The organism is Ensifer sp. VA4 (assembly GCF_055710065.1).
On the sequence record NZ_JBVQPO010000012.1, the window covers coordinates 216,123 to 229,572 of the forward strand.

The following is a 13,450-nucleotide window of genomic DNA, read 5'->3' on the forward strand; positions in this document are numbered from 1 at the left end:
GCGCGTCTTATCAGATGCGCGGCGCTGTAGGCCCGGGCTCAGGCGGCGAGCAGGGCCTGCGCTTCACCGGGCGCGGAGCCGGTGGCGAAGGCGAGGCCCTCATCTTCCCAGCCGGTGATGCCGCCGATCATGATCTTCACGGGGCGGCCGAGCCGGGCAAGCTTGAAGGCCGCCTGGTCGGCGCCGTTGCAGTGCGGGCCCGCGCAGTAAGCGACGAAGAGCGTATCCTCGGGCCACTCGGCCATGCGTTCGGCGCTGATCTGGCGGTGCGGCAAGTGGATGGCGCCCGGCACGTGACGGCGGGCATAGGCGGCTTCGGAGCCCACCACATGCAGCAGCACGAAATCCTGTTCGCCGCTCTTCAGCGCATGGGCGACGTCCGAGCAATCGGTCTCGACGCTGAGGCGCTTGGCGAAATGGGCAATGGCGATCTCGGGGGAAGCGGCGGGGGTTTCGGTGACGATGCTCATCGGGCTCTCCTCAGGTGTTCGTGCGGGTTGGCGAGGAGAGGTGTAACAGCGCTTGGCGGGGACTGGCAGTTGGCATTATTGCCATATATGCTCAAGATCATGCCAAAGTCGTTTTCCGCTGCCCCATCGCTTCAAAATCCGCTCGTCGTGGCGCTTGCCTATGACGGGCTCTGCACCTTCGAGTTCGGCGTCGCCGTCGAGATGTTCGGCCTGCCGCGGCCGGAAATGGGCGAGGGCTGGTATCGCTTCGCCGTCGCCTCTGTCGATCCCGGCGAACTGAGGGCAACCGGCGGCGTGCGCCTCGTTGCCGACGGCGGTATCGGGCTTCTGGCTGAAGCCGGCACGATCATCGTTCCCGGATGGCGGGGCGCCGACCAGCCGGTGCCGGAGGCGGTCTGCGCCGCCTTGCGCGCGGCGCATGATCGCGGCGCGCGCGTCCTTTCCATCTGTTCCGGCGTCTTCGTGCTGGCGGCGGCGGGCCTGCTTTCGGGCCGCAGGGCGACAACCCACTGGCGCTATACCGACAGGCTGAAGGTGCTTTATCCTGACATCGAGGTGGTGCCGGACGTGCTCTATGTCGACGGCGGCGCGGTGCTGACCTCGGCCGGCAGTGCCGCCGGCATCGATCTCTGCCTGCATCTGATCCGCCGCGATTTCGGCAGCGAGGCCGCCAATCGCGTCGCCCGCCGCCTCGTCGTGCCGCCGCACCGCGACGGCGGCCAGGCGCAGTTCATCGAGCGGGCGGTGCCCGACGTGCACGAGAGCGCCCGGCTCGGGCCGCTGCTCGACCGAATGCGCGAAAGGCTCGGCGAGGATTTCTCGATCGCCGTGCTGGCGAAGGCGGCGGGCATGAGCGAGCGCACGTTCCTGCGCCGCTTCGAGGCGGCGACCGGCACGACGCCGGCGCGCTGGCTGCTTTCCGAGCGGCTTTCCCGCGCCCGGCAATTGCTGGAGGAAACGGCGCTCGGCATGGAGCAGGTGGCCGAAGCCTCGGGCTTCGGCTCGACCCAGACGCTCCGCCACCATTTCCGCCAGCAGCTTTCGACGACGCCCGCCGCCTACCGCGCCGCCTTCGGGCGGATGACGGTGCCGCCAACTCTGGCTGCGGAGGTCGCGGCGGAGTAACGCAACCGCTGCGCGGCTTGCTCTACGCCTCCGACAGGGCGGGTTCGCCACCATCCTTGCGGAAGAAGGAGCGGAAGAACACCCTGTCCGGCGCGGACGTGATGACGCGCGCGACCACGGCCGTTGCCATGATGGCAAAGAGCAGGCGGCCGAAGAACACGCTGGCGAAATCCGCACCGAGGGCAACGACGACCAGCGTATCCTCGATGAGGCTGTGGCCGAAGCCCATGAAGACGCAGGCGAGGAAGACCTGGCGCGGCTCCACCCTGGCTTCGTGCGCCTCGCGGATCAGCAGCGCGCCGCCATAGGATATGCCGAGGAGCACGCCGACGGCGGTAAACGGCACTGTCTCGGACCTTATGCCGGCGAGGCGAAAGAGCGGCGCCAGGCCCCGGTTCAGCCAGCCGAGAATACCGACGAGCTTGAGAATCTCGATCGTCCAACTCAAGGCGAGCAGCACGACGAGCATGGTCGCGAGCGTCTTCAGCGTGCTGAGCGCGAAGGCGACCCATCCGGAGCCCTCGTTGACGGGGATCCATGTCGGATTGAGCGCCGTGGTGAGCCATCCGGTCACCGCGAAGACCTGGTGCAGCAGCGCCGCGAAGACGAGGCCGCCGCCGATCCTGAGCGCGCCCGTGACGAGAAAACTGGGGCCCGCCTTCTGGATGATACGCTGTTCGATCGGGATGGCATGGGCCACCAGCATCAGCGCCGAAAAGACCGTCATGTCGGCGGTCGTCAGCTCCGAAACCGGCACCAGCGCGAAGACGACCACCACGGCGCCCCATAAACCGACAAGCAGGCCGGTCAGCCAGGCGAAGGCGAGTTCGGGCGGCAGCCCGACCACGGTCATCAGCGGCTCGAAGGCGGGCGCGACTGCCCGGATCACCCCCAGTTCCTGCAGCACATGCGTGACGATCGTGACGGGGACGATGACGCGGACGAGGTCGAAATAGACTTCGAGTGTGGCGAGCGTCTTGCGGTAGAGGATGATCAGAACGGCCATGACGGTGTCTCCTTGACTGGTTGTTCAAGGACTAGCGCGAGGCCATTCGCAGTTGTGGTCAAAATATGCGAGTTTGTGCAATAAAATTGCATGAGGCCGCAACGGGGGAACCGGGATGGACAAGATCGACAGCAAGCTTCTGAAGCTCTTGCAGCAGGATGCGTCGCGCACCAATGCCGAGCTTGCGGCCGAAGTCGGCCTCTCTCCGTCGAGCTGCCTGCGCCGCATAAGGCGGCTTCATCAGGCCGGCGTCATCGACCGGATCGTCGCGGTCCTCAATCCGGCCAAGGCCGGCCGAACGATGAAGGCGATCATCACCGTCGAGCTCGAGCGCCACGGCGAACAATATGTCCGCCGCTTCCTCGACATGGCCGCCAAGGAGCCGGCGGTGGTCCAGGCCTATAGCGTCAGCGGCGAGACCGATGCGCTGCTGATGCTGCGGCTCAAAGACATGGACGAACTCGATGCGCTGACCGAGCGGCTCTTCCGCGAGGAGAGCAATGTCGCCCGCTATTACACGGCATTCGTGATCCGCACGGGCAAGGAGACGACGGAGATACCGATCTGAAGGGCCGCCGGGGAGGCGACTGTCCGGATAGAGCTACTGCCGCAGCTTCGCGCCAGGGCAGCCGGCCCTGGCGCCTGTTGGGCCGTTGCCGCCCGTCACTTCACCGCGGCATTGCCGCCATCGGCAAAGAGCGCTGCACCGGAGACGAAGCTTGCCATCGGGCCGGAGAGGAAGAGGGCGGCCTGGGCGATCTCTTCCGGCTGGGCGATGCGCTTCATCGCGTGCAGGCCGGCCGCCCATTCCTTCTGCTCCTTGCTGCCGCCTGCCGGCGTGTCGACGCCGCCCGGAAGCAGGGCGTTGGCGCGGATGCCGCTCGCGCCATAGTCGGCGGTGATGCCCTTGACGAGGCCCATCAGTCCGGCTTTCGCGGCGCCATAGGCGGCCATGCCGGGGATGCCGACGCTGGTGCCGACGAAGGTGGAGGTGAAGACCAGCGATCCACAGTCACCTTGCAGCATGGCGGGGATCTGGTGGCGGGCGGCGAGGAAGGCGGAGGTGAGGTTGGCGGCGAGCGTCTCCTGCCATTCGGAGGCGGTGATTTCGGCGACCGGCCTGACGGCGCCGACGGAGCCGGCATTGTTGACGGCGATGTCGAGGCCGCCGAAATGGCTGAGCGCCGCTTCCACCAGCCGGACATGGGTCGCTTCCTCGGTGACGTCGCCACTGACGGCGATCGCTTCGCCGCCATCCTCACGGATCGCCTCGACGACGGCGGTAAGCGGGCCTTCGCCGCGGGCGTTGGCGACGATCTTCGCGCCCTCGGCGGCAAAGAGCCTGGCGACCGCACGGCCGATGCCGGAAGAGGCGCCGGTGACGATCACGATCTTGTCTTGCAGCATGGCCATGGACTTATCCTTCTCTTGTTGAAGTGTGCCCTGACTACTGCCGGCGGAGGGCACCGCCCACCCGATTTCCGATCGGTGATTATGACGATGCAGATTTTCAATCGCGCTGGTGGCATAGTCCGGCTGACAACGAGGGAAGGAGGAACGGATGCTGAAGACCTCTAGCGGGAGCTGCCATTGCGGCGCCGTGCGCATCGAGGCGGAGATGGACAGCATCTGCGTGAAGATGCGCCTCTGGTCGGTGGTGGTGAAGCCCGAGGCCTTCCGCCTCCTTGCCGGTGAAGCGGCGCTGACGGACTATAGCGGCCGCAACCCGGGCCGATGCGGCGTGCGCCCGTTCGAGCGCATCGACGCGCCGAACATGACCAACGAGACCTGCTACAATATCAACGTCGCCTGACTGGATGGCGTCGATATCGACGAGCTGGTGACCGCCCCCGTGACCTATTGCGACGGGCTCAACGACAACTGGGGCGAGACCCCGGTCGAGGTGTGGCATCTGTAGCTCCATCTCAGCACAATAGTGCGTATGCGCCTTCACCTAGCCGGCTTTCATGTTGTTTTCCCTTCTGTTGCAGCCTTCCCGTTGAGCTCCTTCGAGAATGCAACTCGACTTTCGCGAGACTCGCGATAAGAGTTCCTTGAGGATGGAGGGGCAAATGAAGTACTCGAATCTACGCTCACTGTTGGTGGGCACAGCGACTGCATTTTTTGCTTTGTCATTGGTGGCAAATGCGGAGCCGTATCAAAAGCACGGTGTCGTAAACTGCGCGCTGCCCGGAACGACGATCGAATTCGCGCTTAATGGTTCGGGTGGCGCAGATGTCGCTTCAGTCTCGTCAAACTTCCCGCCATTCGAAGAAGCGGCGCGCATCAAGACATGGTCAGCGACTGTCGTCACGAAGGATGGGCTCAAGGTGCTTGTCCTGGACAACCTCAAGGCCACACGCATTATGGTAAGGCTGCCGGACGGAAAGGGCATGGCGTTTACCGGGTCTGACGGTGTTTCTGACATTCTTTGCCAGGTGCTTGTGCAAGCGGACTAACTACGCCCCAACTCCTCGTCCAGATCTGCCAGCGTCCTAAGCGCCGCGAGCGTTTCGCGTAGCGCCCGATCGAGCCGTTTGTCGCGGCGCAGCACGAGGGCGGAGCGGCGTGATAAAGGCGGCGTGACCGGCCGCACCTCCAGCCGCTCGCGATCCCCGGCGCGGAGCGCGATTTCCGGCACGAGCGCTGCGCCGAGGCCGGCGGCGACCATTTCCTTGATCGCGTCGACGCTGCCGAACGACATGAGCGGTTTGACGTCCGTGCCGCCCGAAATCAGCCATTCGTCGGTGATCCGGCGGGTGTTGGCGCCCGGTTCGTAGAGGATCAACGGGTGCTTCGCCAGGGTTTTGGCGGTCACGCTGTCAGGCAGGTCGGTTCCCAGAGGGGCGATGGCGACGAAGCGTTCGTCGAAGAGCGGGGCCACATCGAAGATGCGGCCGGTGACGGGAAGGGTGACGAGCCCGATATCAAGCAGATTTTCGTCCACCGCCTTGACGATGTCGGCGCTGTTGCCGGTCGTCACCGTGATGTCGAGGTCGGGAAAGCGGCGCTTGAGATCGGCCAGCAGCGGCGGCAGCAGGAAGGCGCACGGGGTGGCGCCGGTGCCGAGCCGCACGCGGCCGAGAACGCCCTTGGCGTGGCGTGCCACCGCCTCGATGGCCTGGTTCGTCGCGGCCTCGATGCGGCCTGCATGGACCAGCAGCTCCACCCCGGCGGCACTCGGCCGCGCGGTGCGGCCGACCCGCTCGACGAGGCGCACGCCGAGCTGCTTTTCCAAAGCGCGCACCTGCAGGCTGATCGCCGGCTGAGTGAGCCCCAGGCGCTCGGCGGCGGCCGAGAAGCTGCCGAGATCGGCGACCAGCGCGAAGGTTCTGAGATAGTCGAGATTGAGCGCACCCATATCAAAGTTTTCCTTATGCTTCGAATAGGAATGCTAACCTTCATTTGTGGAATGTCGAGGCGCAGTCTGTGCCCATAATCAGGCACAAGACATGGGTATTCGACATGTTCAGGGAAATCGGTCTCTATCTCGTCGCCTCGCCGCGGTCGCGGTACCGGCAGGTGCAGCAGTTGCGTGAGCTCGACGCGGAGCGCCTCGCCGACATCGGCGTGACAGCGGAAGAGGCGCAACGCGGCAGGCGCAACGCCGCCTCGGCACCGCTGCCCCCGCGGGAAGGAGCGGTGGCGCTACGCCATGCGGGAGCCGCGCGGGCGGGAGCGATATAGAGGGGCGGGGCTCAGCAACGTGCAACAGACGTGCGCCGTCAGATCTCCAAGATCGAGAAGCCGTCGAGCTTGATCTCGCCCGGCGCGCGTGCGGCTCCGCCCGCAAGCCAAAGCGGACTCCCCAGGCACTCGATCCTCCCGCCGGTCACAATGATGCCGTCGCCGTCATTGCAGGCAACGATCGGCCGCAGCAACAATGCGCTGTAGCGCAGGAGCGCAGGCAGGTACGCGTCGTCGTCGTTGAGATGCGGGAAGAACGCGAACGGTACGAGGTCGAGCGCATCGCCGTCAGCGATATCCTCCGGCCGCCTGCCGATGAAGAGCGCATCCGTCGCGATCGTCGGGGCCATGAGGATGGCGCCGGCGCTGACGCCGATGAGGATGCCGCCGGCGAGCGCCCAGTCGCGGAGCGGCCCGAGCATGCCGCTTCGTTTCAGGCGTTCGAGAAAGCCGCCGATATGGCCGCCGGCGAGGTGAATGGCATCCGAGGCGAAGAGTGCGGCGATGTCTTCTGCCGAGTGCGGCTCATCGAGATCGAAGAACAGCGCGAGATCGAGGCCGTATCGGCCGTAATAGGACCGGGCAGCAAGGAAGAAGCCGCGATCCGGCTCCGGGCCGGAGGCGACATAGGCGATGCGATTTCCGGTTCCGCGCGCCCGCAGCCGGTCCACGAGCCTGAGGTCGATTACCGAACATTCGGGGAAGATCTGGTCGCTGTAGAGTACGAGGTTGAGCAATCTGTCTTCACTTTCGCGAGCAGGGCGACTTGCGCCACGGTGAATGCTTGCGCGCGCATCTGAACGAAGTTCGCGTCAGTTCGCGGGAGCAGATTGCCGCTTCACGGCGCGGGCGTAGCGCCAGACGCCGAGCCACCCGAAATAGGCAAACGCCAGAAGGACCGGATAGAGCACCACCACCGCGGCCAGTTTGCTCCTGGCAAATGCCGCCGGGCTGAGAGACAAGAGTGCCCAGGTCGTGTCAACGATTTCAAAGGCCGTCCAAAGGGTCAGCATCTTGGCAAAAGGCGGCCAGAAGGCCGATGGAAGCATGGTCCTATCGTAGGCATAGCAGACGAGGCCGATGGTTGTCGGCACCGACATGATCATACTGATCAGGTCCCTCAGGCCAAATTCGCCTTCGATGTGCCCCGAAACCAAGAGCGCAAGCCAGATGAAGGCCCCCGCCGTAAGCACACATGTCAGGGCTGCGAAGAACTTCCACATCTCGAATCACGCCAATGGTTGCAGAATACCATCTTGGGTAGTGGGGCATGCTTTGTCTACAGCCGGCCGCGTCGCGCCCCTCAATCCGCACTCAGCGCCACCGCCGGCTGCAGGCGCGAGGCGTTGCGGGCGGGCAGGAAGCCGAAGACGAGGCCGGTCAGGAAGGCGCAGGCAAACGCAAGCGCCACCGGGCCGAGGGTGAAGGCGACGGGCATGCCGAACTGGCCGGCGAGCGCCCCGGTCGCGAGGCCGAGCGCGACGCCGAGCGTGCCGCCGATCGCCGAGACGACGAGGGCCTCGATGATGAACTGCAGGAGGATGTCGCGCTGGCGGGCGCCGGTCGCCATGCGCACGCCGATCTCGCGGGTGCGCTCGCTGACCGAGACGAGCATGATGTTCATGACGCCGATGCCGCCGACCAAGAGCGAGATCGCCGCGACGGAGCCCAAGAACAGCTTCAGCGTGTTCGAGGTCTCGGTGAAGGCCTCGCGCACGGAGGACATGTTGGTGATCTGCGTGTCCGGGCGCTTGTGGCGCTGGTCGAGCAGCGCCTGGATCGTCTGCTGGGTGATGTCGATCGCCGAACCATCCTTCACCTGCACGGTGATGGTGCGCACGTTGCGCTGGCCGAAGAGGCGGATGCTGCCGGTCGTCAAAGGCACCAGCACGACATCGTCCTGGTCGGTGCCGAAGGCGGTGGCGCCCATTTCCGCCATCACGCCGATGACCTGGAACGGGATCTTGTTGACCAGCACATATTGGCCGATCGGGTTGTCGCCATCGGGAAAGAGCGTCTTGACCACCGTCTGCCCAAGGACCGCGACCGGCGCGTAAGCGTCCATGTCGTTCTGGTTGATGAATTCGCCCTTGGCCATCTTCCAGGATTTCGCGGTGGTGAACTGCGGCACGGTGCCATTGGCGGTCGTCTGGTAGTCGACATTGCCGCGGCGGAGCGTGACGTTGCTCGTCATCTCCGGCACGGCGAAGGCGACGTTCGGCACTTCGAGGATCGCATCGGCATCGGCCGGAATGAGCGTGACGTTGCTGCCGCCTGCGCTGCCGCGGAAATTCGCCATGCTGGGGCGCACCACCAGGAGGTCCGAGCCCATGGAGGAAATGCGGCTCAAAACCGAATCCTGCGCGCCGGTGCCGATCGCCAGCATGGCGACGACGGAGCCGACGCCGATGACGATGCCGAGCAGTGTCAGGATGGTGCGGAAGAGATTGGCCTTCAGCGCCCGGAACGCCATCTTCACCGCTTCCGTGACGTCGGCGATCGCCGCCGAACCTTCGCTGACATGGCGGGCAAGGGCGGCAGCCCCCTCGGCATTGCTGCGGCTCTTCTTGGCGCGGTCGGCGACGATGCGGCCGTCATGGATCTCGATCAGCCGGTCGGCCTGTTCGGCGACCTCGCGTGAGTGGGTGATGACGATGACCGTGTGGCCCTGGTCGTTCATGTCGCGCAAGAGTGCCATCACGTCCGAGCCGCTCTGGCTGTCGAGCGCGCCGGTCGGCTCGTCGGCAAGGATGACGCGGCCGCCGTTCATCAGCGCGCGGGCGATCGAGACACGCTGCTGCTGGCCGCCGGAGAGCTGGTTCGGCCGGTGGTCGAGGCGCTCGCCGAGCTTCAGCGCCTCGAGCAGCGCCTCGGCGCGATCGTGCCGGTCGCGGGCGGACATGCCGGCATAGACGGCCGGCACCTCGACATTCTCCTTGGCGCTTGCGGTCGGAATGAGGTTGTAGCTCTGGAAGACGAAACCGAAGGTGCGGCGGCGCAGCGCCGCCAGTTCGTCGGTGTCGAGGTCGGCGACGCTTTCGCCGTCGATCAGATAGTCGCCGCCGGTCGGCTGGTCGAGGCAGCCGAGAATGTTCATCAGCGTCGATTTGCCGGAGCCGGACTGCCCGACGATCGCCACGAATTCGCCCGCCTCGATATCGAGCGAGATGCTGTGCAGCACCCCGACGGCAAGATCGCCGTTGAAATAGGTCTTGCAGACGTGCTTGAGCGAGATGAGCGGGGACATGGCCGGCAGCCTCAGAACATCGGCGGCATGCGCATGCCGCGCAGGCTGCGGCTGTCACGGGCGTTGCCGCTGCTGCCGGAGCCGGTGCTGACGACGATCTTCTCGCCCTCTGCGAGGCCGCTCCTGATCTCGGCGCTGACCCGGTTGCGGATACCCAATTCGACGTCGCGGGTTTCAAGCGCGCCGGAGGCGGTGACGACGGTGACTTGCGCTTTGCCGGCCTCACCACGTGCGCCATCCGCCTGGCCGCTTCTCTGGCCATCACCTCGGCCGCCGCCCTGGCCGGCCGCATCGCCGGTGCCCTTGGCCGGGTGGTTCAAGGCGGCGCTCGGCACGATCAGCACGTCCCTGGCGGCGGCCTGCACGAAGAACACCTGCGCGCTCATCGACATCATCAGCTCGCCGTCGGGGTTGGGCACGTCGAAGAGGGCGTAATAGAGCACGACGTTGTTGGCGGTGTCGGGCATCGGCTGGATCTGCCGAAGCTTGCCGACGAAGCGCTTTCCCGGCTGGCCGAGAAGCGTGAAATAGGCATCCATGCCGACCTTCAGCCGGGTGACATCGGCTTCCGACACCTGCGCCTTGACGGTCATGGTCGAGAGGTCGGCAATGGTGACGATGGTCGGCGTCGTCTGGTTGGCATTCAGCGTCTGGCCTTCCTTGGCCGGGTTGGCGACGATGGTGCCTGATATCGGCGCATAGATCTTGGTATAGCCGAGATCGACCTTGTCGCCGGCAAGGGTCGCCTGCTGCTTGCGGATCTGCGCCTCGATGGCGTTGACGTCGGCTTCGGCCGCGGCGAGATCGGCGATCGCCTGGTCGAGCGTCGATTGCGCCACGCTCCTGGCTTCGACGAGATTGCGCTGACGGTCGATATTGGCCTGCTTCAGCACGAGCTGCGCCTTCTTGGAGATGAGCTGCGCCTGGAGGTTGGCGAGCTCCGCCTGGTCGATCTCGATGCGGTTCTCGATCGTCGCCGGGTCGATCTCGGCGACCAGTTGATCTTGCGTGACCCTGTCGCCGATCTCGACATGCAGCGCCTTCAACTGGCCGGAGACCTGCGCGCCGGCATCGACGGAGTTGACCGCATCCAGCGTGCCGACGGCGGTGACGCTGTTTTCGATGTCGCCGCGCGTCACGACATCGGTCACCATCGCCGCCGCTGCCGGCTCCTCGCCGTAGCGCACCCAGCCGTAATAGGCAGCACCGGCGATGGCGACAACGACCGGCAGCCACAGCCAGGAGCGCGTGCGACGCTTGCGCTTCGCCTTCTGCACTGCACCGGGAATGAAGGTGACATTGGGGGCCGCGTCGTCGCGGGGCGTGGTGTCGGCTCGCGCCGTCTTTGCTGTCTTGCTCATCGCTTGCGCCCTATCCGGCATCGCCGATGCCAAAATGGATAGGTCAAAAATAGAAGCGAACGGCCCCGGCGAACAGCATTGAGATCATTATATTTTCGTAATCTTCCGCAGTTGCGCTGCGGCAAAGGGCGCCCACGATCGGCGGGCGCCCGGGGTTTCGATGACGGCTGACGAGCCGGTCAACCGCGCGGCGCGATCAACGCGGCGACATCGACGACGGCGCCGTGGTGATCGGCAAGGCCGGCGAGCTCGGCATCATGCAGGGCGCGCGCCGGAATGGTTCCGGCCGGCGAGGGAAGGTCGCGGGTGGTGCAGGCGTCGGCCGCAATCGTGATGCCGTAGCCGAGGTCCTTGGCGGCGCGGGCGGTCGAGGAGACGCAATTGTGCGTCATGAAGCCGGCGAAGATGACCGGCGTGCCGGCCGGGCCGACGATCTCCGAGAGGTCGGTGCCGGAGAAGGCGTTGGGCCGCGGCTTCTCGACGATGGTTTCGCCTGGCAGCGGCGCCAGCGCATCGACGATCGCGCCGCGATGCTGAGCCCGGTCGAACACGCCGCCGGCAGCGCCGCGATGGGCGACGTGGATGATCCTGGCGCCGGCGGCACGAGCAGCGACCAGAAGCTGCCGCGCCTTTTCGATCGCCGCTTCGGGTTCGACGAGCCGCAAGGGACCAGCCAGATATTCGTTCTGGTAGTCGATCAGGATCAGCGTCGCCTCGCCAAGCGGGGGCGGGGTGAGGGTGACGCCAGCAAGTGTGTAGAGGGTTGCGGGGGCGGCGGGCGAAAGGGTGGCAGCGGTCATCGTCAGGCTCCTTGCTTTTCGAAGCGGGGTGTTGATGGGCTTGATCTTAGCGGCTGCACTGATGCAGAGTGAGCCGAAATTTTCGGAGGCAAATCTGCATGAATGCAGGGACATGGGCAGATCTCGAACTGCTGGACCATCTGGTGCGCGGCGCGACGCTCAGCCAGGCCGCCCGCTCGCTCGGCGTCGACCAGACGACGGTGTCGCGACGGCTGGCGGCGCTGGAGCGGCGGGTGGGGGCGGCGCTCTTCGACCGCATCGACGGCCGGCTGACACCGACGCCGGTGCTGGCGCCGGTGGTCGAGCGGCTGCGGACGATGTCCGAGGAAGCGTCGCTGTCGCTCGCGACGCTTCTGCGACGGACGGCGGAGCTGAAGGGCCAGGTGCGGGTGACGAGCATCGGCTTCGTGCTGAGCGCCATCCTGGCGCCATCGCTTGCCCGGCTGGAGCAGCGCCATCCGGGCCTGACGCTCGATCTCATCGCCGACAACCAGATGCTGAGCATCGAACGGCGCGAGGCCGACATCGCCATCCGCATGGCGCGCACCGGCGAGGATTCGGTGCGGGTGAAGAGCCTCGGCACGCTCCGCTTCCGGCTGTTCCGGCCGAAGGGGCAGGGAGACAGCCCATGCCCGGTGGTGCGCTATGGACCGGCGCTTGCCCATGTGCCGGAGATGCAGGCGCTTTCCCGGCTGCGCCCCGGCGCCCGGGTGGCGCTGACCGCCGACAAGCTGGAGATCCTGATGGAGGCGGCACTCTCGCTCGGCGCCGAACTGATGTTGCCGGAAGTCTCCGCCTTGCGCGACCCTCGCTTCGAGGCGGTCGATTTGCCTGACGCGATCGCCGAGCGCCCGGTCTACCTGATGATGCATCCCGAACGGGCGCGGGTGCCGAGTGTCGCGGCGGTGGCGGCTTTCATCGAGGAGGCTGTGCGGGGGTGGCGGTAGGCGCTGGGTTTAGTCGGAGCAAGGATCGTCATCCGCAACTTTTCCGTGCCATGGGTTGAAAATTCTACGACAAAGGGGAGAATGTCTTCCGTAGACGGCAAGGAAGCGCTTGGAGGGACAGGCGGTCTTTGTCGCAGAGCCCGGACACTTCGATGGATACGAATATCCCCAGCGGTCAGCTTCTCGCCCTGTCTTTCCTGGTGTTTTGGGTGTTGTTCGCAACCCTGCTTTTTAGCGCTGTGCGCACCGGACTGAGTGCCGGGCCGAGCGACGATGATCCGGCCCAGGCGCGAGATCGTTCCGGCGGACGAGTAACCCGGTATATGAATGAAAATGCCCGGCAGGCCGGGGCGGCAGGTCGAGCCATCGAGGCGAGGGCCAGCTCCTATTTCGCGCGCCGCACCGGCAAGGTCCACCTGGCAGCCTTGGCGTTTTTCGCCGTGACGACATTGTTTCTGGCACTCTGGAATCTGCACGAAGCCAAGTTAAAACGGCCATCTGAAATCCAGATCCTGTCGCCGTCGCAACGCGTTCAGATGACCGATTTGGCAACGATTGCTGGATAGTTTCGCGCTTGGGCCAGGGGTGTGGCTGCTGTCCCCAGCGGGCGGAGGCAGGGGGAAGGTAACCGGAACCGTGCTTGTCGACGTGCGGTGCTATCCGTCTTTTTCGATTTAAGGACATAGTTGGTGGTGGGCTTTGCCCCTCACCCTAGCCCTCTCCCCGCAGGCGGGGAGAGGGGACGTGGACGACAGCGGCGGTCACGGGCCAGAAATTAAGATCGACGTGGAACTGAGCCGCGATTCC

Annotated in this window: 16 protein-coding genes; 7 read left to right on the forward strand and 9 right to left on the reverse strand. The window is 65.6% G+C overall.

The genetic code is table 11. From position 1 onward, the window contains the following. Positions 1-38: 38 nt before the first annotated feature. Entirely contained in the window at positions 39-470 is a 432-nt protein-coding gene (locus AC0C6X_RS21925) for a rhodanese-like domain-containing protein (protein WP_472955117.1), read from the reverse strand. A gap of 87 nt (positions 471-557) precedes the next feature. Between AC0C6X_RS21925 and ftrA the strand changes: the two genes are divergently transcribed. After that, positions 558-1,595 (forward strand): transcriptional regulator FtrA, encoded by a 1,038-nt coding sequence (gene ftrA / locus AC0C6X_RS21930; RefSeq protein ID WP_173518159.1) that lies wholly within the window; start codon positions 558-560, stop codon positions 1,593-1,595. A gap of 22 nt (positions 1,596-1,617) precedes the next feature. Here ftrA and AC0C6X_RS21935 read toward each other — a convergent pair whose 3' ends face one another. Beyond that, entirely contained in the window at positions 1,618-2,601 is a 984-nt protein-coding gene (locus tag AC0C6X_RS21935) for a nucleoside recognition domain-containing protein (RefSeq protein WP_472955119.1), read from the reverse strand. A gap of 115 nt (positions 2,602-2,716) precedes the next feature. Between AC0C6X_RS21935 and AC0C6X_RS21940 the strand changes: the two genes are divergently transcribed. Then, complete coding sequence (locus AC0C6X_RS21940; protein ID WP_247958282.1) at positions 2,717-3,169, forward strand: Lrp/AsnC family transcriptional regulator; 453 nt, start codon at positions 2,717-2,719, stop codon at positions 3,167-3,169. Positions 3,170-3,264: 95 nt separating this feature from the next. Here AC0C6X_RS21940 and AC0C6X_RS21945 read toward each other — a convergent pair whose 3' ends face one another. Continuing rightward, positions 3,265-4,014: an SDR family oxidoreductase gene (locus AC0C6X_RS21945; RefSeq protein ID WP_472955121.1), complete on the reverse strand. Its 750-nt coding sequence runs from the start codon at positions 4,012-4,014 to the stop codon at positions 3,265-3,267. Positions 4,015-4,162: 148 nt separating this feature from the next. On the opposite strand from AC0C6X_RS21945, the gene AC0C6X_RS21950 reads away from it, so the two are divergent. Continuing rightward, entirely contained in the window at positions 4,163-4,414 is a 252-nt protein-coding gene (locus AC0C6X_RS21950; RefSeq protein WP_472955124.1) for a GFA family protein, read from the forward strand. A gap of 259 nt (positions 4,415-4,673) precedes the next feature. Further along, the gene (locus AC0C6X_RS21955) at positions 4,674-5,060 is read left to right on the forward strand and encodes a hypothetical protein (protein WP_173517092.1); all 387 of its coding nucleotides are present in this window, start codon (positions 4,674-4,676) and stop codon (positions 5,058-5,060) included. Here the strand turns inward: AC0C6X_RS21955 and AC0C6X_RS21960 are convergent. After that, positions 5,057-5,962, reverse strand: coding sequence for a LysR family transcriptional regulator (locus AC0C6X_RS21960; RefSeq protein ID WP_173517091.1), 906 nt, complete (start codon positions 5,960-5,962; stop codon positions 5,057-5,059). The genes AC0C6X_RS21955 and AC0C6X_RS21960 overlap by 4 nt on opposite strands. A gap of 68 nt (positions 5,963-6,030) precedes the next feature. Here AC0C6X_RS21960 and AC0C6X_RS21965 point away from each other — a divergent pair, with 68 nt between their 5' ends. Then, positions 6,031-6,288 (forward strand): YjiS-like domain-containing protein, encoded by a 258-nt coding sequence (locus tag AC0C6X_RS21965; protein ID WP_472955127.1) that lies wholly within the window; start codon positions 6,031-6,033, stop codon positions 6,286-6,288. A 38-nt stretch (positions 6,289-6,326) separates the two neighbouring features. On the opposite strand, the gene AC0C6X_RS21970 is transcribed toward AC0C6X_RS21965, so the two are convergent. The 5 genes from AC0C6X_RS21970 to AC0C6X_RS21990 all read right to left on the reverse strand — a co-directional run bounded on the left by AC0C6X_RS21970 (position 6,327) and on the right by AC0C6X_RS21990 (position 11,696). Next, positions 6,327-7,025, reverse strand: a complete 699-nt coding sequence (locus AC0C6X_RS21970; RefSeq protein WP_472955129.1) for a Type 1 glutamine amidotransferase-like domain-containing protein — start codon at positions 7,023-7,025, stop codon at positions 6,327-6,329. A 75-nt stretch (positions 7,026-7,100) separates the two neighbouring features. Beyond that, entirely contained in the window at positions 7,101-7,511 is a 411-nt protein-coding gene (locus AC0C6X_RS21975) for a hypothetical protein (RefSeq protein WP_472955130.1), read from the reverse strand. A gap of 80 nt (positions 7,512-7,591) precedes the next feature. After that, the gene (locus AC0C6X_RS21980; protein WP_472955132.1) at positions 7,592-9,535 is read right to left on the reverse strand and encodes a MacB family efflux pump subunit; all 1,944 of its coding nucleotides are present in this window, start codon (positions 9,533-9,535) and stop codon (positions 7,592-7,594) included. Between the two features lie 11 nt (positions 9,536-9,546). Further along, positions 9,547-10,896, reverse strand: a complete 1,350-nt coding sequence (locus tag AC0C6X_RS21985; protein ID WP_472955134.1) for an efflux RND transporter periplasmic adaptor subunit — start codon at positions 10,894-10,896, stop codon at positions 9,547-9,549. A gap of 179 nt (positions 10,897-11,075) precedes the next feature. Then, complete coding sequence (locus AC0C6X_RS21990) at positions 11,076-11,696, reverse strand: cysteine hydrolase family protein (RefSeq protein WP_472955135.1); 621 nt, start codon at positions 11,694-11,696, stop codon at positions 11,076-11,078. A gap of 98 nt (positions 11,697-11,794) precedes the next feature. Between AC0C6X_RS21990 and AC0C6X_RS21995 the strand changes: the two genes are divergently transcribed. Beyond that, positions 11,795-12,643, forward strand: a complete 849-nt coding sequence (locus AC0C6X_RS21995) for a LysR family transcriptional regulator (RefSeq protein ID WP_247958273.1) — start codon at positions 11,795-11,797, stop codon at positions 12,641-12,643. A gap of 152 nt (positions 12,644-12,795) precedes the next feature. Continuing rightward, positions 12,796-13,209: a hypothetical protein gene (locus tag AC0C6X_RS22000; RefSeq protein ID WP_472955137.1), complete on the forward strand. Its 414-nt coding sequence runs from the start codon at positions 12,796-12,798 to the stop codon at positions 13,207-13,209. Positions 13,210-13,450: the final 241 nt, after the last annotated feature.